The sequence below is a fragment of the Actinoplanes sp. NPDC051861 genome (assembly GCF_040681145.1).
Taxonomy (GTDB): Bacteria; Actinomycetota; Actinomycetes; order Mycobacteriales; family Micromonosporaceae; genus Actinoplanes.
In genome coordinates, this window is sequence record NZ_JBFAYE010000021.1 from 65,233 (window position 1) to 84,811 (window position 19,579).

Annotated in this window: 24 protein-coding genes; 21 read left to right on the plus strand and 3 right to left on the minus strand. The window is 69.8% G+C overall.

Annotated features, from left to right (window positions below; translation table 11 throughout):
• The first annotated feature begins 6 nt into the window (after nucleotides 1-6).
• The 4 genes from AB0M02_RS36895 to AB0M02_RS36910 all read left to right on the plus strand — a co-directional run bounded on the left by AB0M02_RS36895 (nucleotide 7) and on the right by AB0M02_RS36910 (nucleotide 3,526).
• Nucleotides 7-555 carry a response regulator gene (locus AB0M02_RS36895; protein ID WP_364235745.1) on the plus strand — a complete coding sequence of 183 codons (549 nt, stop codon included), beginning with the start codon at nucleotides 7-9 and terminating at the stop codon, nucleotides 553-555.
• Nucleotides 556-666: 111 nt separating this feature from the next.
• Nucleotides 667-2,148, plus strand: coding sequence for a pectate lyase (locus tag AB0M02_RS36900; protein ID WP_364235746.1), 1,482 nt, complete (start codon nucleotides 667-669; stop codon nucleotides 2,146-2,148).
• Between the two features lie 62 nt (nucleotides 2,149-2,210).
• A complete protein-coding gene (locus AB0M02_RS36905; RefSeq protein ID WP_364235748.1) occupies nucleotides 2,211-2,723 on the plus strand; it encodes a SigE family RNA polymerase sigma factor in 513 nt (170 codons plus the stop codon).
• Nucleotides 2,720-3,526: a hypothetical protein gene (locus tag AB0M02_RS36910; protein ID WP_364235751.1), complete on the plus strand. Its 807-nt coding sequence runs from the start codon at nucleotides 2,720-2,722 to the stop codon at nucleotides 3,524-3,526. The genes AB0M02_RS36905 and AB0M02_RS36910 overlap by 4 nt, the downstream gene beginning before the upstream one ends.
• Nucleotides 3,527-3,650: 124 nt before the next feature.
• Here the strand turns inward: AB0M02_RS36910 and AB0M02_RS36915 are convergent, their stop codons facing one another.
• The gene (locus AB0M02_RS36915) at nucleotides 3,651-3,977 is read right to left on the minus strand and encodes an STAS domain-containing protein (RefSeq protein WP_364235753.1); all 327 of its coding nucleotides are present in this window, start codon (nucleotides 3,975-3,977) and stop codon (nucleotides 3,651-3,653) included.
• A 124-nt stretch (nucleotides 3,978-4,101) separates the two neighbouring features.
• Here AB0M02_RS36915 and hemL point away from each other — a divergent pair, with 124 nt between their 5' ends.
• From hemL to AB0M02_RS36955, 8 genes are read left to right on the plus strand one after another with little or no spacing between them, the layout of a single operon-like run.
• Nucleotides 4,102-5,439 carry a glutamate-1-semialdehyde 2,1-aminomutase gene (hemL, locus tag AB0M02_RS36920; protein WP_364235756.1) on the plus strand — a complete coding sequence of 446 codons (1,338 nt, stop codon included), beginning with the start codon at nucleotides 4,102-4,104 and terminating at the stop codon, nucleotides 5,437-5,439.
• Nucleotides 5,436-6,095, plus strand: a complete 660-nt coding sequence (locus AB0M02_RS36925; RefSeq protein WP_364235757.1) for a histidine phosphatase family protein — start codon at nucleotides 5,436-5,438, stop codon at nucleotides 6,093-6,095. The genes hemL and AB0M02_RS36925 overlap by 4 nt, the downstream gene beginning before the upstream one ends.
• A complete protein-coding gene (locus AB0M02_RS36930) occupies nucleotides 6,092-6,658 on the plus strand; it encodes a TlpA disulfide reductase family protein (RefSeq protein WP_364235983.1) in 567 nt (188 codons plus the stop codon). The genes AB0M02_RS36925 and AB0M02_RS36930 overlap by 4 nt, the downstream gene beginning before the upstream one ends.
• Nucleotides 6,658-7,482: a cytochrome c biogenesis protein CcdA gene (locus AB0M02_RS36935; protein WP_364235758.1), complete on the plus strand. Its 825-nt coding sequence runs from the start codon at nucleotides 6,658-6,660 to the stop codon at nucleotides 7,480-7,482. Before AB0M02_RS36930 ends, AB0M02_RS36935 begins: the two co-directional genes overlap by 1 nt.
• The gene (locus tag AB0M02_RS36940) at nucleotides 7,479-9,086 is read left to right on the plus strand and encodes a cytochrome c biogenesis protein ResB (protein WP_364235759.1); all 1,608 of its coding nucleotides are present in this window, start codon (nucleotides 7,479-7,481) and stop codon (nucleotides 9,084-9,086) included. Before AB0M02_RS36935 ends, AB0M02_RS36940 begins: the two co-directional genes overlap by 4 nt.
• On the plus strand, nucleotides 9,086-10,039 hold the full coding sequence (ccsB, locus tag AB0M02_RS36945; RefSeq protein WP_364235761.1) for a c-type cytochrome biogenesis protein CcsB: 954 nt from the start codon (nucleotides 9,086-9,088) through the stop codon (nucleotides 10,037-10,039). The genes AB0M02_RS36940 and ccsB overlap by 1 nt, the downstream gene beginning before the upstream one ends.
• Before the next feature lie 15 nt (nucleotides 10,040-10,054).
• Nucleotides 10,055-10,294 (plus strand): hypothetical protein, encoded by a 240-nt coding sequence (locus AB0M02_RS36950; protein WP_364235762.1) that lies wholly within the window; start codon nucleotides 10,055-10,057, stop codon nucleotides 10,292-10,294.
• Nucleotides 10,294-10,512 (plus strand): type II toxin-antitoxin system HicA family toxin, encoded by a 219-nt coding sequence (locus AB0M02_RS36955; RefSeq protein WP_364235985.1) that lies wholly within the window; start codon nucleotides 10,294-10,296, stop codon nucleotides 10,510-10,512. Before AB0M02_RS36950 ends, AB0M02_RS36955 begins: the two co-directional genes overlap by 1 nt.
• Before the next feature lie 18 nt (nucleotides 10,513-10,530).
• Here AB0M02_RS36955 and AB0M02_RS36960 read toward each other — a convergent pair whose 3' ends face one another.
• Nucleotides 10,531-11,388, minus strand: a complete 858-nt coding sequence (locus AB0M02_RS36960; protein ID WP_364235764.1) for a hypothetical protein — start codon at nucleotides 11,386-11,388, stop codon at nucleotides 10,531-10,533.
• A 96-nt stretch (nucleotides 11,389-11,484) separates the two neighbouring features.
• Here AB0M02_RS36960 and AB0M02_RS36965 point away from each other — a divergent pair, with 96 nt between their 5' ends.
• The 7 genes from AB0M02_RS36965 to AB0M02_RS36995 are packed head-to-tail and all read left to right on the plus strand — an operon-like array spanning nucleotide 11,485 to nucleotide 17,569.
• Nucleotides 11,485-12,945, plus strand: a complete 1,461-nt coding sequence (locus AB0M02_RS36965; RefSeq protein ID WP_364235766.1) for a menaquinone biosynthesis decarboxylase — start codon at nucleotides 11,485-11,487, stop codon at nucleotides 12,943-12,945.
• Complete coding sequence (gene mqnP / locus AB0M02_RS36970; RefSeq protein ID WP_364235768.1) at nucleotides 12,942-13,829, plus strand: menaquinone biosynthesis prenyltransferase MqnP; 888 nt, start codon at nucleotides 12,942-12,944, stop codon at nucleotides 13,827-13,829. The genes AB0M02_RS36965 and mqnP overlap by 4 nt, the downstream gene beginning before the upstream one ends.
• 31 nt (nucleotides 13,830-13,860) lie before the next feature.
• Nucleotides 13,861-14,370 carry a SigE family RNA polymerase sigma factor gene (locus AB0M02_RS36975; RefSeq protein WP_364235770.1) on the plus strand — a complete coding sequence of 170 codons (510 nt, stop codon included), beginning with the start codon at nucleotides 13,861-13,863 and terminating at the stop codon, nucleotides 14,368-14,370.
• Entirely contained in the window at nucleotides 14,354-15,364 is a 1,011-nt protein-coding gene (locus AB0M02_RS36980; protein WP_364235773.1) for a hypothetical protein, read from the plus strand. The genes AB0M02_RS36975 and AB0M02_RS36980 overlap by 17 nt, the downstream gene beginning before the upstream one ends.
• Nucleotides 15,365-15,401: 37 nt before the next feature.
• The gene (locus AB0M02_RS36985) at nucleotides 15,402-15,908 is read left to right on the plus strand and encodes a sigma-70 family RNA polymerase sigma factor (protein ID WP_364235776.1); all 507 of its coding nucleotides are present in this window, start codon (nucleotides 15,402-15,404) and stop codon (nucleotides 15,906-15,908) included.
• Nucleotides 15,895-16,905, plus strand: a complete 1,011-nt coding sequence (locus tag AB0M02_RS36990; protein ID WP_364235779.1) for a hypothetical protein — start codon at nucleotides 15,895-15,897, stop codon at nucleotides 16,903-16,905. The genes AB0M02_RS36985 and AB0M02_RS36990 overlap by 14 nt, the downstream gene beginning before the upstream one ends.
• A 16-nt stretch (nucleotides 16,906-16,921) precedes the next feature.
• Nucleotides 16,922-17,569 carry a UbiX family flavin prenyltransferase gene (locus AB0M02_RS36995; protein ID WP_364235781.1) on the plus strand — a complete coding sequence of 216 codons (648 nt, stop codon included), beginning with the start codon at nucleotides 16,922-16,924 and terminating at the stop codon, nucleotides 17,567-17,569.
• Here AB0M02_RS36995 and AB0M02_RS37000 read toward each other — a convergent pair.
• On the minus strand, nucleotides 17,542-17,817 hold the full coding sequence (locus AB0M02_RS37000) for a BldC family transcriptional regulator (protein ID WP_045740459.1): 276 nt from the start codon (nucleotides 17,815-17,817) through the stop codon (nucleotides 17,542-17,544). The two genes, AB0M02_RS36995 and AB0M02_RS37000, sit on opposite strands and share 28 nt — an antisense overlap.
• 211 nt (nucleotides 17,818-18,028) lie before the next feature.
• Between AB0M02_RS37000 and AB0M02_RS37005 the strand changes: the two genes are divergently transcribed.
• Nucleotides 18,029-18,478: an Lrp/AsnC family transcriptional regulator gene (locus tag AB0M02_RS37005; protein WP_196417080.1), complete on the plus strand. Its 450-nt coding sequence runs from the start codon at nucleotides 18,029-18,031 to the stop codon at nucleotides 18,476-18,478.
• A 1-nt stretch (nucleotide 18,479) separates the two neighbouring features.
• Nucleotides 18,480-19,577 (plus strand): PLP-dependent cysteine synthase family protein, encoded by a 1,098-nt coding sequence (locus tag AB0M02_RS37010; protein WP_364235784.1) that lies wholly within the window; start codon nucleotides 18,480-18,482, stop codon nucleotides 19,575-19,577.
• Nucleotides 19,578-19,579: the final 2 nt, after the last annotated feature.

Sequence of the window (19,579 nt, forward strand, 5' to 3'; positions counted from 1 at the left end):
GTACGCGTGGGTGAGCGCGCCAAGGCGCTGCTGGTCGACGACCGCAAGGACAACCTGCTGGCCCTGGAGGCGATCCTCCAAGGCCTGCCGGTGACGGCCGTCGCCGTGGAGAGCGGTGAGGCGGCCCTCAAACAGCTGCTCACCGACGACTTCGCGGTGATCCTGCTCGACGCCCACATGCCCAACATGGACGGTTTCGAGACGGCCAGCCACATCAAGCGGCGCGAGCGGACCCGGCACGTGCCGATCCTGTTCCTCACCGCGGCCGACCGGGACGCCCAACTGGCCCTGCGCGGGTACGCGGTGGGCGCCGTCGATTACCTGACCAAGCCGTTCGACCCCTGGGTGCTTCGTGCCAAGGTGTCGATCTTCGTCGAGCTGTGGACCAAGAACCAGCAGTTGAAGGCCCAGGCCGAGGCGTCGCGGGAGCGTGAGGCGCAGTGGCAGCGGCTCACCGAGACCGTGGACGAGGCGGCGCGTGTCCTGCGGGCCGGCGGCGAGGACGCGGCGGCCGACGCGCTGGACCTGCTGGAGAAGGCTCGCTGGGGTAGCTGAGACTCGCTAGGTGTGACCTGGGTCACGCCGGACAACCTTGCCGTGCAGTCGCACCACTACCGGGGCGTGATCGCTTGATCATGCGGTCCTCGATCCCCGAGTAGGAGCAACATGCGGCACGCAATGCCCAGCGCAAACCCGAGGCGGCGCCGTCGCCTGGTCACCGGTCTCGGCGCGGCAGGCGCGGCCGGCGCCGTCACCGCACTGGTCGCCGTCCTCGTCCCCTCGGCCTCCGCGAGCACCCTGTTCAGCGACGACTTCGAGAGCGGCGCGAACAGCTGGTCCAAGTCCGGCGGCACCTGGTCCGTGGTCTCCGACGGCTCCAAGGTCTACAAGCAGGCCAAGGCCGAGAGTGAGCTCGCCCGCGTCTTCGCCGGCGAGACCTCGTGGACCGACTATTCGGTCGAGGCGAAGGTCAAGCCGCTCAGCCTCGGCACCGGCCTGGCCGGCGTCGCGGCCCGGGCGAGCGGCTCCTCGACCATGTACCGGCTGGCTCTGACGTCGGCGGGTAGGGCCGAGCTGCAGGCGGTCAAGGGCAGCACGGTCACCGCCCTCGGGTCGGCGGCGGTCGCGAACCTCACCTCCTGGCACACCCTGAAGGTGGACGTGTCCGGGAGCACGATCACCGGGTACCTGGACGGCGTGAAGGTCGCCTCGGGGGCCGGTGCGCTGGCCGGATCCGGGCGGATCGCGCTGGTCACCAGCTACGCGTCGGCGGAGTTCGACGACGTCTCGGTGACTCCGTCAACCTCGGTGCCGGTGTCGCCGTCGGTTTCGGTGTCACCCACCGCCTCCGTTTCGCCCACCGCCTCCGCTTCCCCGACCAAGACCGCCAGCGCGACCCCCACCGCGACGGCCACTCCCACTAAGACGGCCACTCCCACTCCCACTCCTACCGCTACCGGTTCGGCGACGGCCTGGCCGGCGGCGACCGGGGAGAAGGCGGTCACGGCGACCATCGCGGTCTCCGGCACGCTCGACGGCGGCAACGTCCGCTACTTCGGCAGCGGCGCGCTCGGCGACGACTCGCAGGACGAGGGTCAGGACCCGCTGTTCAAGCTCGCCGACGGCGCGGTGCTGAAGAACGTGATCCTGGGTGCGCCGGCCGCGGACGGCGTGCACTGCTCCGGCTCCTGCACGCTGATCAACGTGTGGTGGGAGAACGTCGGCGAGGACGCGGCCACCTTCAAGGGCGGCACCTCGGCGACGTACACCGTCGACGGCGGCGGTGCCAAGGGTGCCGACGACAAGGTCTTCCAGCACAACGGCGGCGGCACGCTGACCATCAAGAACTTCCAGGTCTCGGACTTCGGCAAGCTGTACCGGTCGTGCGGCAACTGCTCCACTCAGCACAAGCGGGCGGTCGTCGTGCAGAACGTGGTGGCCACCGCACCGGCGAGCAGCCTGGTCGGCATCAACCAGAACTACGGTGACACGGCCACCCTGTCCAAGATCACCGTGGTGGGCAAGAAGAGCCTGGACATCTGCGTCCGGTTCACCGGCAACGACAGCGGTAAGGAGCCGACCAAGATCGGCACTGGACCGGACGGGACGTACTGCAAGTACACCGAGTCCGACATCACCTTCCAGTGATTCGACCGTGGCCGCCGGACGGGACCCCGGCGGCCACGGCACCCTTGCCGAGAAGAGGGTCGATGCGCGACGCCGCCTTCCATACGTACTTCGAGCAGCACCATGTCTCGATGGCACGTCTGGCGTACCTGATGACCGGGGAGGCGGAGGTCGCCGACGACCTGGCGGCGGACGCGCTGACCGAGGTGTGGCGGCACTGGGAACGGGTCAACGCGGCCGACGACCCGGTGGCGTACGGGCACGGCATCGTGATGAACCTGGCCCGCAACTGGATCCGGCGCCGGAGCCGGGAGCGGCTGCTGTCGCTAGAACCGTTCCGGCGCCCGGCCGACCCGGACGTGCCGGCGGTGCTGGACGTCCGGACCGCACTACGGCGGCTGCCGCACCGGCGGCGGGCGTGCGTGGTGCTGCGGTACGCGTTCGACATGTCCGAGCGTGAGGTGGCCGCGGCACTGAACATCTCGATCGGCGCGGTGAAGAGCGCGACCTCGCGAGGGGCCAGGCAACTCGCGGAACTCCTCGGCGGCAGTGACGCCGCCATGGCACGGATCGACGGTTGGGAGGCGGCGCGATGACGCTCATCGACACAGAGCTGCGCGCGGCACTGCGCGCCGAGGCGGCGGCGCACCGGCCGGACCGTGAGGCCATGCTCGACCGGATCACTCAGACGGCTGTGCGCCGCCACCTCACCGCGGACCGGCGCGCGCCGCGGGTCCGGATCGCCGGCGCGGCGGTCGCCGTGGCCGCGCTGCTCGGTGGCGGCGGGTTCGCCCAGTGGGCCCTGGCCGGCGACAGCGACCCCCGGCCCGAGCCGCCGGCGCCCACGGTGGTGCCGATCAGCCCCGCGCCGAGCGATCCCGGGCCGTCCGCATCACCGACGACACCCTCGTCGTCGAGCGCCACCAGCCTGAAGTCACCCACTGCCCGACGGCCGTCGAAGGCCGCGCCACCCTCCGCGCCGGTGACCAGTGCGCCGCCTCCGGCGGACCCGGCGGCGCGGGGACCGCTCTGGTCGGACGGGTCGGTCGTGCCGGACGGCGACACCCAGGGCAGCAGCGTCGTGACGATCAGGACCAGTGAGCCGCTCACCGCGCTCGAGGTGACGATCCGGGTGGCGCGTACGCCGGAGCTGGTCTCCCGCGGCGGCAGCCAGCAGGTGCCCGGAGCGAGCGTGACCAGCACGGTCACCGAGGAGCCGGGCGCGCTGGTCTACCGGTTCGTGCTCTCGTCGGGTGACACCGTGGAACCGGGGACGTACTCGTTCTTCGCCCGGTACACCTTCGCGGAGGGTGGACGGGACGCGCGGCCGGACGTCTACGACGCGACCGTCACCACAGCGGTCGGGGCGAATGTCACCGTCATGGGCAACTTCAGCTAGGCAGCCTTCAGTCCGGTTCAGGGTGGCGGTGGGGTGGTCGGACGGGTCCACAGCCGACGCAACTCTCACAGGAAGCGGTCAGTCGGCGTGTGGCAGCATCGCCGATATGCCAGGCTCGACCCGCTCAGGCGGTGCTGCTGATCATCAGCGCGCTGCGCAGGCCGGTGATGTCCAGCACCCGCATCAGGAACTCGCCGACGTTGGTCAACGAGAGCACGGACTGCGCGTGTTGCGCCTTGCGGCTGAGCACCACGAGAGTGCCGAGACCCTGCGAGTCGCAGAACGTCACACCGGCCATGTCGAGCACGATCCGGGTCGGCGGCTCGGGCAGCAGGTCGTTGACGACCGTGGACAACTCGGCGACCGTGAGCACGTCGATTTCCCCGGCGAGTTGGATCACTACCTCGTCGGGCGCACGCTGAACCGCGATGGACAGCTCCGGTCGCTCCACGCGGCTCAGCCTATCCTCTTCAGGGCGAATCGGCCTGTCAGGCGCGTTCCGGCCGGGCGCCCAGGGAGATCATCCAGGGACGTGAAGAACCCTCCGGGAACGCTTGCCGTACGCCGCTGACAGAATGGGAACCGCTGTGACCACGACATATCCCACCGCGGGACTTCCGTACCCGGAGGACGCCCCGGTCTCCCAGGCCCTGTTCGACCGCGCCCAGGCCATCGTGCCGGGCGGGGTCAATTCACCTGTGCGTGCGTTCCGAGCGGTCGGCGGCACGCCCCGATTCATGGCGTCCGGCAACGGTCCGTGGCTGACCGACGCCGACGGTCGGCGCTACGTCGACCTGGTCTGCTCGTGGGGCCCGCTGATCCACGGGCACGCGCACCCGGAGATCATCGAGGCGGTGCAGCGCGCCGCTGCACTCGGCACCAGCTTCGGTACGCCCACGGCCGGCGAGGTGGACCTGGCCGAGGAGATCGTCCGGCGTACACCCGTCGACGAGGTGCGCCTGGTCAACTCCGGCACCGAGGCGACCATGACGGCGATCCGGCTGGCCCGCGGCTTCACCGGCCGGTCGAAGGTGGTGAAGTTCGCCGGCTGCTACCACGGTCACGTGGACGCGCTGCTCGCCGCGGCCGGCTCCGGTGTGGCGACCCTCGGGCTTCCCGACTCGCCCGGTGTCACGGGTGCGGCGGCGTCCGAGACGATCGTCCTGCCGTACAACGACGTCGCCGCGGTCGAGGCCGCCTTCGCGGCGGAAGGCGGCGAGATCGCGGCGATCATCACCGAGGCGGCACCGGGCAACATGGGCGTGGTCGCGCCCCGGGACGACTTCAACGGCCGCCTCGCCGCGATCGCCCACGCGCACGGCGCGCTGCTGATCGTCGACGAGGTGATGACCGGATTCCGGGTCTCGGCCGGCGGCTGGGCCGGGTTGCACCCGGTCGACGCGGACCTGTTCACCTTCGGCAAGGTGATGGGCGGCGGGCTGCCCGCGGCGGCGTTCGGCGGCCGTCGCGAGATCATGTCCCGGCTCGCCCCGGCCGGGCCGGTCTACCAGGCCGGCACCCTCTCCGGTAACCCGCTGGCCTGCGCGGCCGGGCTGACCTCGCTGCGGCTCGCCGACGAGGCGGTCTACAAGCGGCTCGACGACCTGGCCACCACGGTCGGCTCGCTCGCCTCCGACGCCCTCAGCGCGGCGGGTGTGCCGCACCGGCTCTCGTACGCAGGCAACATGTTCTCGATCTTCTTCACCGAGGCGGAGGTCGTCGACTACGACTCCGCGAAGACCCAGGACGCCGCGGCGTTCAAGGCCTTCTTCCACGCGATGCTGTCGCACGGTGTGTACCTTCCGCCGAGCGCCTTCGAGTCGTGGTTCGTGTCGACCGCGTTGGACGACGCGGCGCTGGAGCAGATCGCCGCGGCGGTGGGGCCGGCGGCCAGAGCGGCAGCGGGGGTATGAGTTTGTCCAGTTCCAAGACCACTGTTCACGTGTTCCGGCACGGTGAGGTGTACAACCCCGACAAGATCCTTTACGGCCGGTTGCCCGATTTCCACCTCTCCGAACTCGGGCACCAGATGGCGAAGGCCGCGGCCGAGACACTGGCCGGCCGGGACATCACCCATGTGGTCGCGAGTCCGCTCGAGCGTGCTCAGGAGACGGCCGCGCCGATCTCCGCCGAGTTCAAGCTGGAGACGGCGAGCGACGTCCGGCTGATCGAGAGCTCGAACTACTTCGAGGGCAAGAAGGTCTCGGTCGGTGACGGCGCGTTCAGCAACCCGAGGCACTGGTGGGTGCTGCGCGACCCGATCACCCCGTCCTGGGGCGAGGCGTACCTGGTGATCGCGCAGCGGATGTTCGCCGCCGTGCAGGCCGCCCGGGTCGCCGCCGAGGGGCACGAGGCGGTCTGCGTCTCCCACCAGCTTCCGATCTGGACACTGCGACGGTACGTGGAGGGCAAGCGCCTCTGGCACGACCCGCGCAAGCGCGAGTGCGGGCTGGCCAGCCTCACCTCGTTCCGGTTCGAGGGCTCCAAGGTGGTCGGAATCGACTACTCCGAGCCGGCCGCGCACCTGGTTGCCCTCTCCGCGACCGCCAAGACCGCCAAGGGGGCCTGACCGTGCGCCGCCTGGTCACCGCCGCCGTCGCCGCGGCTGCCGTCGCCGGCCTTGTGGCCGGTTGCGGCGGTGGCGAGGAGAACTGGGCGAAGAAGTGCGAGACCACCAAGGACCTGGTGGTGGAGTGCGCGACGGCGGACCGGCCGCAGGTGGCCGGGGTGACCGGGGAGCTGCTGGACGGCGGCAGCTACGACCTCGCCACGGACAAGGGCAAGGTCGTCGTGGTCAACTTCTGGGGTTCGTGGTGCGCGCCGTGCCGCGCCGAGGCGGACGACCTGGAGAAGACGTACCAGGCTACGAAGGACAAGGGCGTCGCGTTCATTGGGGTCAACTCGCGGGACGACCGGGACGCGGCGATCAACTTCGAGCGCGGCCGGATCACGTACCCGAGCATCTTCGACGCCGATTCCAAGGTCGCGCTGAAGTTCGACGTGACGCAGACCAGCACCCCGGCGACACTGATCCTGGACCGCGAGGGCCGGATCGCGTACGCCCTGCGCCGCGCCACCACGGCCGGCGAGCTCCAACCACTGGTCGAACGGGTGGCAGAGGAGAACGTCTGATGGGTGAGGCCTTCCAGAACACGGCCTTGAACGGGCCGCTGCTGCTGGCGATCGGCGCGGCCTTGATCGCCGGGCTGGTCAGCATCCTCTCCCCATGCGTCCTGCCGTTGGTTCCGGGCTACCTGTCTTATGTGACCGGGCTGGCCGGTTCTGATCTGGAAGCGGCGATCGGCACCACGGCGGCCAAGAAGGACGGCGAGCCGGGCGCGGTCGCGACGGTGACCCGGTCGCGGGCACTGGCACTCAAGGGCCGGGTCCTGCTCGGCAGCAGCCTGTTCGTGCTCGGCTTCGCGGTCGTCTTCACGCTGCTCACCACGCTCGTCGCCAACATCGGCTTCACGCTGCTGACCCACCGCGACACGCTGAACATCGTGCTCGGCGTCCTGGTCATCGTGCTCGGCCTCGGTTACCTGGGCTGGATCCCGGGCTTCCAGCAGGAGGCCCGGATCAGCAAGCTGCCGGCCGCCGGGCTGCTCGGCGCGCCGGTCTTCGGGGCGATCTTCGCGGTCTCCTGGATCCCCTGCGTGGGCCCGACCCTGGCCGCCGTCACGGCGCTCGCGACGACCTCCGGGCGGACCGACCGTGCGGTGATTCTCGCGCTCGCCTTCAGCCTCGGCCTCGGTATCCCGTTCATCCTCTTCGGGCTCTTCTTCCGCCGGCTGCTCGGCGTCTTCAAGGCCATCCGCCGCAACAGCCGGTGGGTCACCCGGGTCGGCGGCGTCCTGCTGATCGTCATCGGTGTGGCGCTGGTCAGCGGCCAGTGGAACTACTTCCTGGCATGGCTCATGACCACCCTGAACTTCGGTGGGGAGCTGTATCTGTGACCGTCGTCGAGGACCGGCCCGTGGCACCCGAGGCGCCGCCGCCCCGCCGCGGAAACCGGCTGTGGGAGCTGCTGCGCAACAGCTGGCGGCAGCTCACCAGCATGCGTACGGCACTGGTGCTGCTGTTCCTGCTGGCGGTGGCGGCGGTGCCGGGCTCGGTGTTCCCGCAGCGGTCGGTGAACCGGGAGAACGTCCGGGAGTACTTCGCCGCACACCCCGATCTGGCACCGGCGATCGACCGGTTCGGCGCCTTCGACGTGTACGCGTCACCGTGGTTCGCGGCGATCTACCTGCTGCTGTTCACGTCGTTGGTCGGCTGCGTGCTGCCACGACTGCGCGATCATATTCGGGCGCTTTTGGCCGTACCCCCTGATGTTCCGAAGCGGATGGACCGCCTGCCGCAGCATGCCGCACCGGCCGCGTCCCCGACCGATCCGGCCGAGGCGGCCGACCAGCTCTCCCGGCACCTCCGACGTCGCCGTTATCGCACCCGCGTGCGTGAGCTTCCGGACGGTGGCTGGAGCGTCGCGGCCGAGAAGGGCTATCTGAAGGAGACCGGCAACCTGCTCTTCCACTTCGCCATGCTGGCCGTGCTGATCGGGGTCGGATTCGGTCATTGGTACGGCTGGCACGCGAACCGCCTCCTGGTGGCCGGCTCGGAACAGGGCTTCTGCAACGCGCTGCCGCAGTTCGACGACTCCACGCTCGGCCCGCGGGTGTCGGCCGCCGACCTTCCCAACTTCTGCCTGAAGCTGACCGATTTCGACGCGACCTACCAGACCACCGGCCAGCCGAAGTCGTTCCTGGCGACGGTGGCCGTCAGCGAGGACGGCGGCCCGGACGAGATCCGCTCGTTCACCGTGAACGACCCGCTGCGGCTCGACGGCGCCAGCGTCCACCTGATCGGACAGGGCTACGCGCCGATCCTGCGGTTCACCGACCGGTACGGCGTGCAGCAAACCAAGATCGTTCCGTTCCTGCCGACCGACGGGATGCTGACCAGCGAGGGCGTCGTCCAGTTCCCGGACGTCAACATCGACCCGGCGACGAACAAGCGCGACGACAGCCTGCAGATGGGGTTCGAGGGCGTCTACCTGCCGACCGGCGGGACCGACGGGGGCGCGGCGTCGCAGTTCCCGGCCGAGAACAACCCGGTGGTCTACCTGACCGCCTACCGGGGCAACCTGGGACTCGACGCCGGGATCCCGGGATCGGTCTACGCGCTGGACCGCGGCCAGATCGCCAACGGTCAGCTGAAGAAGATCGGCGGCGAGCGGCCGTACCCGCTGCGGCCCGGGGAGAAGTGGACGCTGGACGACGGGAGCACGCTGGAGTTCCTCGGCACCCGCAACGTGGCGACGCTGTCCATCCGGCACGATCCGACCCAGGTGTTGCTGCTGGTCGGATCCGTGCTCGGCCTCATCGGACTGATGCTGTCGCTTTTCGTGCACCGGCGCCGTGTCTGGTTCCGGGTGCTTCCGGCGGACGGGCCGGACGCGGGGAGTAGCGTGATCGAGGCCGGTGGTCTGCCCCGCACCGACTATCCCGGGTTCGGTGACGAGTTCGCCGCGCTGACCCGTGCTGTGATGAAAGGGACGCCCTGATGGCGGAGTTGTCGAACCAGCTGATGGCGCTGACCGTGCTGGCCTATCTGGCGGCCATGGTCTGCTACGCCGGGGAGTACGCGTTCGGGCAGCGCAGCCGGATCGGCAAGGCGGCGTCGCGGCAGTTGGTGGGCGCGGGCGCGCCGATCGACGCCCCGGTCGAGAAGGTCGCTGCCGCACCGCCGCCGGGCAAGGGCGAACTCGCCGGCCGGATCGCGGTGGTGCTCAACATCGTCGCTCTGGCCCTGCACCTGGGCGCCACGGTCACTCGCGGCATCGCCGCCGACCGGATGCCCTGGGGCAACATGTACGAGTACATCCTCTCGGCCGCGCTTGTCGGCTCCGCGGTCTGGGTGGGTGTGCTGCTGCGCATGCCGGCCGTCCGTCACCTGGGCCTGTTCGCCTCGCTGAGCCTGGTGGTCCTGCTCGGCGCGGCCAGCCTGATCGCGTACACCCCGGTCGGCCCGCTGGTGCCCGCGCTGAACTCGTACTGGTTCATCTTCCACGTCTCGACGATCATCATCTCGTCCGGCATCTTCCTGATCGGTGCGGTCCCGGCCGTGATGTTCCTGATCAAGAACGGGTACGACGAGGGCAAGCGCCGTTTCCCGTACACGCTCGGCAAGCGCGTGCCGGACGCGGGCATGCTGGAGCGGCTGACGTTCCGCCTGCACGCCTTCGCGTTCCCGCTGTTCACGTTCGGCGCGCTGATCGCCGGCCCGCTGTGGGCCGAGGCGTCCTGGGGCCGCTACTGGGGCTGGGACCCCAAGGAGGTCTGGGCCTTCATCTCCTGGATCGTGTACGCCGCCTACCTGCACGCCCGCGCCACCCCCAGCGTCAAGCGCACGACCGCGACGTGGATCGCCCTGGCCGGCTTCGTGACCATGCTGATGAACCTGTTCGGCGTGAACCTGTTCTTCGAGGGCCTCCACTCGTACGCCAACGCCGGCTGATCATGCGGATCGCTGGTGCCTGAACCGCGCTATGGTGACGATGTGGCCGAATCTCGCACGGTAACGGTGCCGGTCGTCGTGGAACGCGACGAGGACGGCGTGTGGTGCGCCCACGCTCAACTGCGCCCCGGTTTGGGAGCGCACGGTGAGGGTGAAACCGAGGAAGCCGCGCTCGATGATCTCCGCGAGGCACTGACCGGCCTCATCGAGGAGTTCGGCGTTCCTCGCGAGCTCTCCGTCACCGTCGCCGCTTGATGCCTCCGCTTCCGTCAGTCTCCGGCAGCCGGATCGTCCGCGCCCTTGAGCGGCACGGCTTCAAGGTGGCCAGAGTTGCCGGCAGCCATCACATCATGAGACACCCGGATGGACGCGGCACCACGGTCCCGGTGCACGGCAACCGCGACGTCGCCAAGGGCACGCTGCGGGGCATCCTCAGTGACGTCGGCATGACGATCGAGCAGCTCGCGCCCTGAACGCTGCTTCTCGTCGGCTCAGCTGGGGGTGCAGTCGCCGGCGGTCCAGGTGTCGTAGCGGGTGAGCCAGTCGAGGCAGAAGCCGCCTCGGCGTTGTTGCTGGCCGGCCTCGGTGCCGGTCAGGGTGGCCACGTCCTCGCGCCAGTAGCGGGCCGGGCCGCCGCCGGCGGGGCGTAACTGGACGTTGTCGACGGTTACCTTCGGCACGTCGATCTGGGTGGGCTTGCTGGCGTCGACGTGTACCTCGACGTACTGCTCGATCTTCGCGGTGGTGCCGATGGGCAGCTTCTGCGTGGTCAGCAGGTTCCATCGGTTGTTCCACCAGAGCCAGGCTCGCCAGACGCTGTTCGCGTCGGAGTTCACGTCGAGCCAGACCTGGTCGCCGGGGCGGACCGTGTACTGGTCGTAGAACTGCCAGACGTTGGTGTTCGTGTTGAAGGTGTAGATGTGCTGGCGGCCGGGAGTGGCCCAGCCGGTCTCCGCCCAGCCCGCCTCGAGCCAGGAGATCCGGCCCCGGCCCATGTCCCGTTTCGCCATGAAGCGGCCGGCCACGAAGTCGTACGTCTGGGGGCGCACCGAGCCGTCGACGATCGAGAAGCGGCCGGACACGCCACTCCACTCGCCGCTCGTGCCGGCGCCGAGGTGGTGGTATCCGCTCGGGGTGAAGGCGGCGGGACGCTTCAGGCGTACGCCTGATTCCAGAATGCGACCCGCGGCCCGGCACGCACCGGGGGTTTTCGGCCCGGCGGGCCCGGCAGGTGGCCGCGTCGACTTCGGGCCGGGGGCGCACTCCGGCAGACGCGACCGGGCCGAGATCGCCGGCGCCGCGACCGCGAGCCCGGCGACGAGCCCGGTCGCGGCGAACCACCGGGCCACGTTACGGAGTCTCACGTCTCGGTCAACGCGAGAAACCGATCACGAGTGACGGGCCTGCGCGGAGCGCGGGCACGCTCCGGTGCCAAACTGGGTGCCATGGCGTCCCGTGGATTCCCCCATGCCGATCTGCAGAGTTTCCTCGCCGCCCTCGAGGAGGCCGGTGAGCTGCGGCGCGTCACCGTGCCGGTGGACCCGACGCTGGAGATCAGCGAGGTGGTGACCCGGACCGTGCGGGCCGGTGGGCCGGCGCTGCTGTTCGAGAACCCGACGCGCGGTGACATGCCGCTGGCGATCAACCTGTTCGGCACCGAGAAGCGGATGGCCATGGCGCTCGGCGTCGACCGGCTGGACGAGGTCGGCGAGCGGATCGGCGCCATGATCAAGCCTGAGTTGCCGGTGGGCTGGTCCGGCATCCGCGAGGGCATCGGCAAGGTCCTGCAGCTCAAGTCGCTGCCGCCGAAGAAGGTCAAGACCGCGCCCTGCCAGGAGGTCGTGCTCAAGGGCGACGAGGTCGACCTCAACAGGCTGCCGGGCCTGCAGGTCTGGCCCGGTGACGGCGGGATCTTCCACAACTTCGGGCTGACGCACACCAAGCACCCGGAGACCGGCAAGCGCAACCTCGGGCTGTACCGGTTGCAGCAGCACTCCAAGAACACGCTCGGCATGCACTGGCAGATCCACAAGGACTCCACCGCGCACCACGCGGTCGCCGAGCGGCTCGGCCAGCGCCTGCCGGTGGCCATCGCGATCGGCGCCGACCCGGTGGTCTGCTACGCGGCCAGCGCGCCGCTGCCCTCCGACATCGACGAATACCTGTTCGCGGGTTACATGCGCGGCGAGCGGGTCGAAATGGTGGACTGCCTGACCGTGCCGCTGCAGGTCCCCGCCGAGTCGCAGATCGTCCTGGAGGGCTACCTGGAGCCGGGCGAGCGGCTGCCGGAGGGCCCGTTCGGCGACCACACCGGCTACTACACCCCGGTCGAGCCGTTCCCGGTGCTGCACATCGAGTGCATGACCATGCGGAAGAAGCCGGTCTACCACTCGATCATCACGTCCCAGCCGCCGCAGGAGGACCACGGTCTGGGCAAGGCCACCGAGCGGATCTTCCTGCCGCTGGCCAAGATGCTGATCCCGGACATCGTCGACTACGACATGCCGGCCGAGGGTGTCTTCCACAACTGCCTCATCGTGTCGATCCGCAAGCGCTACCCGAAGCACGCGCAGAAGGTGATGAACGCGATCTGGGGCGCGCACCTGATGTCGCTCACCAAGCTGATCGTGGTGGTGGACGAGGACTGCGACGTGCACGACTACTCCGAGGTCGCGTTCCGTGCCTTCGGCAACGTCGACTACGCCCGCGACCTGCTGCTCACCGAGGGGCCGGTGGACCACCTGGACCACTCGTCCTACCAGCAGTTCTGGGGCGGGAAGGCGGGCGTCGACGCCACCCGTAAGCTGCCCGCCGAGGGATACACCCGAGGCTGGCCGGAGGCGATGGAGATGTCGCCGGAGGTCGTGTCGCTGGTCGACAAGCGGTGGAAGGAGTACGGGTTGTGACAGCCGTCGGGGAAAAGCCCGGGAAGGTCAAGTCCTTCCTGCGGCTCGTCATGATCGAGCACTCGGTGTTCGCGCTGCCGTTCGCGTACCTCTCGGCGCTCATCGCCATCGATCGGGACGGCACCGGGCGGCACTGGGGTGACCTGGTGCTGATCACCGTCGCCATGGTGTCCGGGCGGACCTTCGCGATGGCGGCCAACCGCATCCTGGACCGCAAGATCGACGCGCTCAACCCGCGGACCCAGAACCGGGAGCTGGTCACCGGCGCGGTCAGCGTACGGACGGCCTGGACCGGCGCCCTGGTCTCGCTGGCGATCCTGGTCGTGGCGGCCGGCCTGCTCAACCCGCTCTGCCTGGCGCTCTCCCCGCTCGCCGTGATCCCGCTGGTCGTCTACCCGTACGCCAAGCGGTTCACCAACTTCCCGCACTACGTCCTGGCGCTGGCGCAGGCCGTGGCACCGGTCGGCGCCTGGCTCGCGATCACCGGCACGTTCAGCGGCTCCTTCCCGGCCTGGGTGCTCGGCGTCGCGGTCGGCCTCTGGATCGGCGGCTTTGACATCATCTACGCCTGCCAGGATGTCGAGGTGGACCGCCGGATCGGGGTGCACTCGACGCCGGCGCGCTTCGGTGTGCGTACCGCACTGCACATCTCGACCGCCACGCACGTCGCCGCGTTCGCGCTCTTCGTCTGGTTCGGGCAGCTGGCGGGGCTCGGCTGGCTGTGGTGGCTGGGCCTGGCGGTCACCGGTGCCGGGCTCGTCTATCAACACGTCGTGGTGACCGAGAACGATCTGTCCAAGGTCAACCGGGCGTTCTTCACCGCGAACGGATTCATCGCGATCGCGCTCTTCGTTTTCGCGCTTCTCGATCTGATTCTGCTGTAACCGATCCGCCCGAGTCCTCCGTCTAACCGCCGTGAGCGATCGAGAGGCCGAGTTCCGCGAGTTCGTCGGCGCGCGGATGGAGTCGCTGCGCGGTCTGGCGTATCTCACGTGCGGGGACTGGCAGGTGGCCGAGGACGCCGTGCTGTCCGCCCTCGCGCGGCTGTACGCCAAGTGGAACCGCGTCGACAGTCCGGAGGCGTACGCGCGCACGGCGGTGGTCCGCGCGGCCATCGACGAGACCCGGCGACCATGGTGGCGCCGCGAACAGTCACGCAGTCACGCCATGCCCGATCCCGCACTGCCCGACGACACCCACGCCGTCGACGAGCGGCTGCGGATGCGCGAGGCCCTGGCCGGACTGCCGGCGCGGCAGCGGGCGGTGCTGGTGCTGCGCTTCCTGGAGGGGCTCAGCGTTCAGCAGACCGCGGAGGCGCTGCGCTGCCCCGAGGGCACCGTGAAGGTCTACACCGCGCGCGGTCTCGGCACGCTCCGCCAGATTCTCGGCATCGAGCTGGAGGCCCGTGATGAAGCAACTGTCTGACCTGTTGCGGGAGGCCAAGGCGGACGCGCCACCGCCACGCCTCGACGTCGACGACCTGGTCGCCGCGGGCCGGCGCCGGGTGCGCCGCCGGAACACCGAGTGGGCGTTCACGGCCGTGGCGTTGGTGGTGGCGCTCGTTCTCGGTGTGCCCCGGTTGCTGGACCGCACCGACGAGCCGGTGCTGCCGGCGACCCCGTCGACCAGCTACTACTCGTTCGTCCTCCCGTTCCACGGCTACTCCGTCGGCGATTACCAGATCTCCGACCCGAGCACCCTGCGGCCGGGCTGGGCCACCGCGACGATCGTCCGGGACGGGATCCGGCTGGGATCGCTGACCCTCTACCCGCCGGGGACCGAACTCCCCGACATCTACCCGGAGACCGCCTCGGCGACCGAGCCCATCAACGGCCGGCCGGCGTTCTGGCAGCCCAACGGGTCCACGATCGATTCGCTGGCCTGGGAGTACACGACCGGTGCCCTCGCCGTGATCGAATTGCCCATCGGCGGGAACCGTGAGCTTCTCCGCGGGCTCGCCACGAAGTTCGTGCCCGGCGACGGGCAGCCGGCCCGGCTGGGGTTCCGCGTCGGCTACGTGCCGGACGGGTACCGCCTGGTGACCGTGATGAACACGCGGGAGCCGGATCCGGCCCAGTCGCTCGCCCAGCTCCTGCCGGAGGCGGTGGCCGCCGAGCTGCTGACGGATCCGCTGCGGTCCCTCGACACGGGCGTCGTTAAAAATGTGATCGCCGTCCGGATGACACCGGTGGAGAACGTGCCCTCCGTGGGGGAGCAGCCGAAGTGCACGGCCGAGGAGTGCTCGATGCTCGCCGGCGGCGGCAAGTACGCGCTGGAGGTCACCGGCAAAGGCGTCCCCGCCGAGGAGCTTCGTCAGGTGTTCGAGTCGGTCCTGCAGGCCGACCCGGCGGACCCGGCCAGTTGGTACCCGGCCGACGAGGCCTTCCCGGCGAGCGCGCGGCTGCAGCCGACGAAATAGATGTAACCCGGGTCGTGCCGGATCTCGTCTAGTGATCGTGAGCGATCGTGAGGCCGAGTACCGCGAGTTCGTGGCCGCGCAGCTGGAACCGCTGCGCGGCCTCGCCTATCTCGCGTGCGGCGACTGGCAGACGGCGGAGGACGTGACCCTCACCGTCCTGGCCCGGCTCTATGCGAAGTGGCACCGGATCGACAATCTGCCCGCTTACGCACGTGCCGCTGTCGTCCGGGCCGCGATCGACGAGACCCGGCGCCCCTGGTGGCGTCGTGAGCGGTGGGGCGGGGCCCCTCTGCCTGAGCCGGTCGTGCCCGACCAGACGGGGGCGGTGCACGACCGGCTCGAGCTCCACCGGGCGCTGTTGCGGGTGCCGCCGCGCCACCGCGCAGTGCTGGTACTGCGATACCTCGAAGGGCTCAGCGTGCAGCAGACCGCGGCGGCGCTGCGCTGCCCCGAGGGGACCGTGAAGGTTTACACCGCGCGTGGCCTCGACACGCTTCGCCGGATCCTGGGTGTCGACCTGGAGGAACGTCATGCGGCTGTCTGACCTGCGCGAGGTCCGGGAGGGCGCGCCACCGCCGCGGTACGGCGTCGACGATGTGATCACGTTCGGGAGGCGGATGCGGCGCCGCCGCCAGACGGCGTGGGCGGCCGGCGTGGCGATCGCGGTGGCGGCGGTGGTCGCGATACCGCAGCTCACCGGCGGGAGTGAGCACCGGCAGCCGCCGGTCCTGGAACAGAACGCGCCGCAGCTGCTGCCGTTCGAGACGACCTTCACCGCGTACGCGGCCGGACGGTTCCAGGTCAAGGATCCGAACACGGTCGGGCTGGGACACGCGTCAGCGGACATCAGCGGGTGTGACGAAGTGTGCGTCCTGACCGTTCTGCGGCCCGGTGTGGAGCTACCGGGGTCACTGGACGGCAAGCGCGTGGCCACCGACCCGATCAGCGACCGGCCGGCGTACTTTCTCGACACGGACGACGGCGGGCGGGTGCTCACCTGGGAGTACGCGGACGGCGCCCGCGCCTGGATCCAGACATCCCCGGTGGGCCCGGGCCAGAAGGCGATGACCCGGACCGAGATGCGGCAGGTGGCCGAGGCACTGCACGTGGGGACGTTCCGGCCGATGTCCGTAGGTTTCGTAGTGGCGTACGCGCCCGCAGGTTACCGGCTGACGAGTGCTCAGAACGGTGTGGAGGTGTCCGTGCTCGGCTTCGAGGAGACCGCGGTGGCTGAGGCGCGGATGGCCGCGCCGGACCGGATCACTCCGAAGAACCTGCGCAACGGGCATCCGCGGGTGGAGATCGCGGTGGTGAGGGTGCCTTCCCGTCAGGCACAGACCCACATCGAGGTGAGGTGCGAGGCGACGGGGACCGACGGGCCGCGCTGCCAGCGGTGGCTGCCGGACGCGCGGACGTTGATCGAAGCCTCGGGCGGACCGGCGGACGAGCTGCGTCGAGCCGTCGAGGGCGTCACGGTGGTGGACACCACAGTTCCGGTGAACCAGGCCGTACCGGCGTCCGCGCAGCTGACCGTCGGGTGACGGCACACTGGAAGGCATGCGCGAACCCTGGATCGTCGGCGTCTCCGGAGCGTCCGGCACCCCGTATGCGAAGGCGGTGCTGACCGCTCTGCTGGACGCCGGCGAGTCGGTCGACCTGGTCGTCTCCCGGGCCGCCCGGCTGACGCTGCTGGACGAGACCGGCGCGACGATCCGCGACGCGCACTGGAAGGACGACGTCGCCGTCTGGCTGGGCCGGGACCTCGGCGACCTGGCCTATTGGCCTGCCGGGGACCTGGCGGCCGGGCCGAGCAGCGGCTCGTACCCGGCCCGTGGCATGGCGGTGGTGCCGGCGAGTACCGCAGCGTGTGCCGGGATAGCCATCGGGCTCTCCAAGGACCTGCTGCAACGCGCGGCCGAGGTGAATCTGAAGGAGCGGCGGCGTACGGTCGTGGTTCCCCGCGAGACTCCGGTGACGCGAAGCCACCTGGAGCACCTGATCGCCCTCCACGACGCCGGGGCGGTGGTGCTGCCGGCCAGTCCGGGCTTTTACGGCTCGGGGGCGGACGCGACAGCACAACAGCTGATCGACTTCGTGGCCGGGAAAGTGGTGGACGCTTTGGGCGTACCCCACACGCTTTTCCGGAGATGGACCGGCGATCTGGGTGAGGGACGCAGTCAGCGCAACCCGTTGGGTGGGCCGTAGCCCGCACCGGGGTTGCTGGGGCCGTTGTTACGCGGCTTGTTGGCGGCGTCGTCCTCGCGCATTTCCTCGATCACGCCATCGCCCTCCAGCAGGGCGCGTACCTCGGACTCGCGGAATCGGCGGTGTCCACCCGGAGTACGGATGCTGCCGATGCGCCCGGCCGCGGCCCAGCGCGTCACCGTCTTGGGGTCGACGCGGAACAGCGCGGCCACCTCGCCCGGTGTCAGCAGACGATCTCCAGTGTCCACAACCCCCTCCTCGGTTTGGTATCTGGAGCGGCCGTGGTCACGGTGAGTGTCGGCGTGCTCGATCTGGACGTAAAGCCATTAGAGCACCGCCCCTGAACCAAGTCCGTGAAATGCGGAAAAAGCCCCGATTGCGACAGTGGTCATTATCCTGCCGCCCATTCGCCGCTACCGGGCGTGAAGGTGGGAGCGCCACCCGATTAGGGTTTGAACCATGGACTCCATCGACCTCCGGCTGATCGACCTGCTACGAGAGAACGCTCGCTCGTCGTACGCCGAACTCGCTCGCAAGGTCGGGCTCTCCGCCCCCGCCGTGCACGAGCGAGTCGGTAAGCTCGAGACCGCCGGAACGATCCGCGGCTACCGTGCCGACATCGACCACGAGGCGATCGGTCTCGGCGTCACCGCGCTGATCGGCATCATCGAGGACTCCGGGGCGGACACCGACGACGTGCTCGCCGCCGTCCGCGCCATGCCCGAGGTGGAGAGCTGCTATTTCATGGCCGGCGTGGAGTCTTACCAGCTCATCGTGCGGGTCGGCACCATCGCGGAACTGGAGCAGCTGATAGTGCGGATCAATCGGACGCCGGGGGTCGCATCGACGCGGACCGCGATCGCCCTCTCCACGAAGTGGGAACACCGGCCGCAGCCGGGCCTCGGCTGACATGGAGCCCACCAAACTGGACCGCTCGGACAGCGTCGCCCGGGACTGGGCGCGCAACGCGATCGCCATGGTCGAGGCGGACGCGAACCGATCCGCCGACACGCACCTGCTGCCGTTCCCGCTGCCGCGGTCGTGGGGGATCGACCTCTACCTCAAGGACGAGTCGTCTCATCCCACTGGTTCACTCAAGCATCGCCTGGCACGGTCGCTATTCCTCTACGCCCTCTGTAACGGCTGGATCGGTCCGCGCACGACGATCGTGGAAGCCTCATCCGGATCGACTGCGGTCAGCGAGGCATATTTCGCCCGAATGCTCGGTCTGCCGTTCATCGCGGTCATGCCGGCCGCCACGTCCACGGAGAAGATCTCGCTGATCGAGTTCCAGGGCGGCAAGTGCCATCTGGTGGCGGACGCGACCCAGGTGGTGTCCGAGGCCCGGCGGCTCGCGGCCGATCTCGGCGGGCACTTCATGGACCAGTTCACGCACGCCGAGCGGGCCACCGACTGGCGCGGCAACAACAACATCGCGGAGTCGATCTACAGCCAGCTGAGGCTGGAGCGGCATCCCGTGCCGGCCTGGATCGTTGTCGGGGCCGGGACCGGCGGTACGAGCGCGACGATCGGCCGCTACGCACGGTATCGCCGATTCCCCACCAAGCTCTGCGTTGTCGACCCCGAGGGCTCGGCGTTCTGGCAGGCTTATCTCGCCGGCGACTGGACCGTCGTGACCGGCAAGGGTTCCCGCATCGAGGGGATCGGCCGGCCACGCGTGGAGCCGTCGTTCCAGCCGGGTGTGGTGGACCGGATGATGCAGGTGCCCGACGCGGCGTCGCTGGCCACCATGCGGGCGGCGTCGGAGGTGCTGGGCCGCCGGCTCGGCGGCTCGACCGGCACCAACCTGTGGGGCGCGTTCCGGGTGATCGGCGAGATGCTGGCGGCCGGGCGCAACGGGTCGGTGGTCACCCTCATCTGCGACGGTGGAGAGAGGTACGCGCACACGTACTACTCCGACGACTGGGTGGCCGGGCAGAATCTGGACCTGAAGCCGTATTCCGAGGTCGTTCAGCGGTTCCTGCGAGACGGCAGCTGGCCGGGATAGCT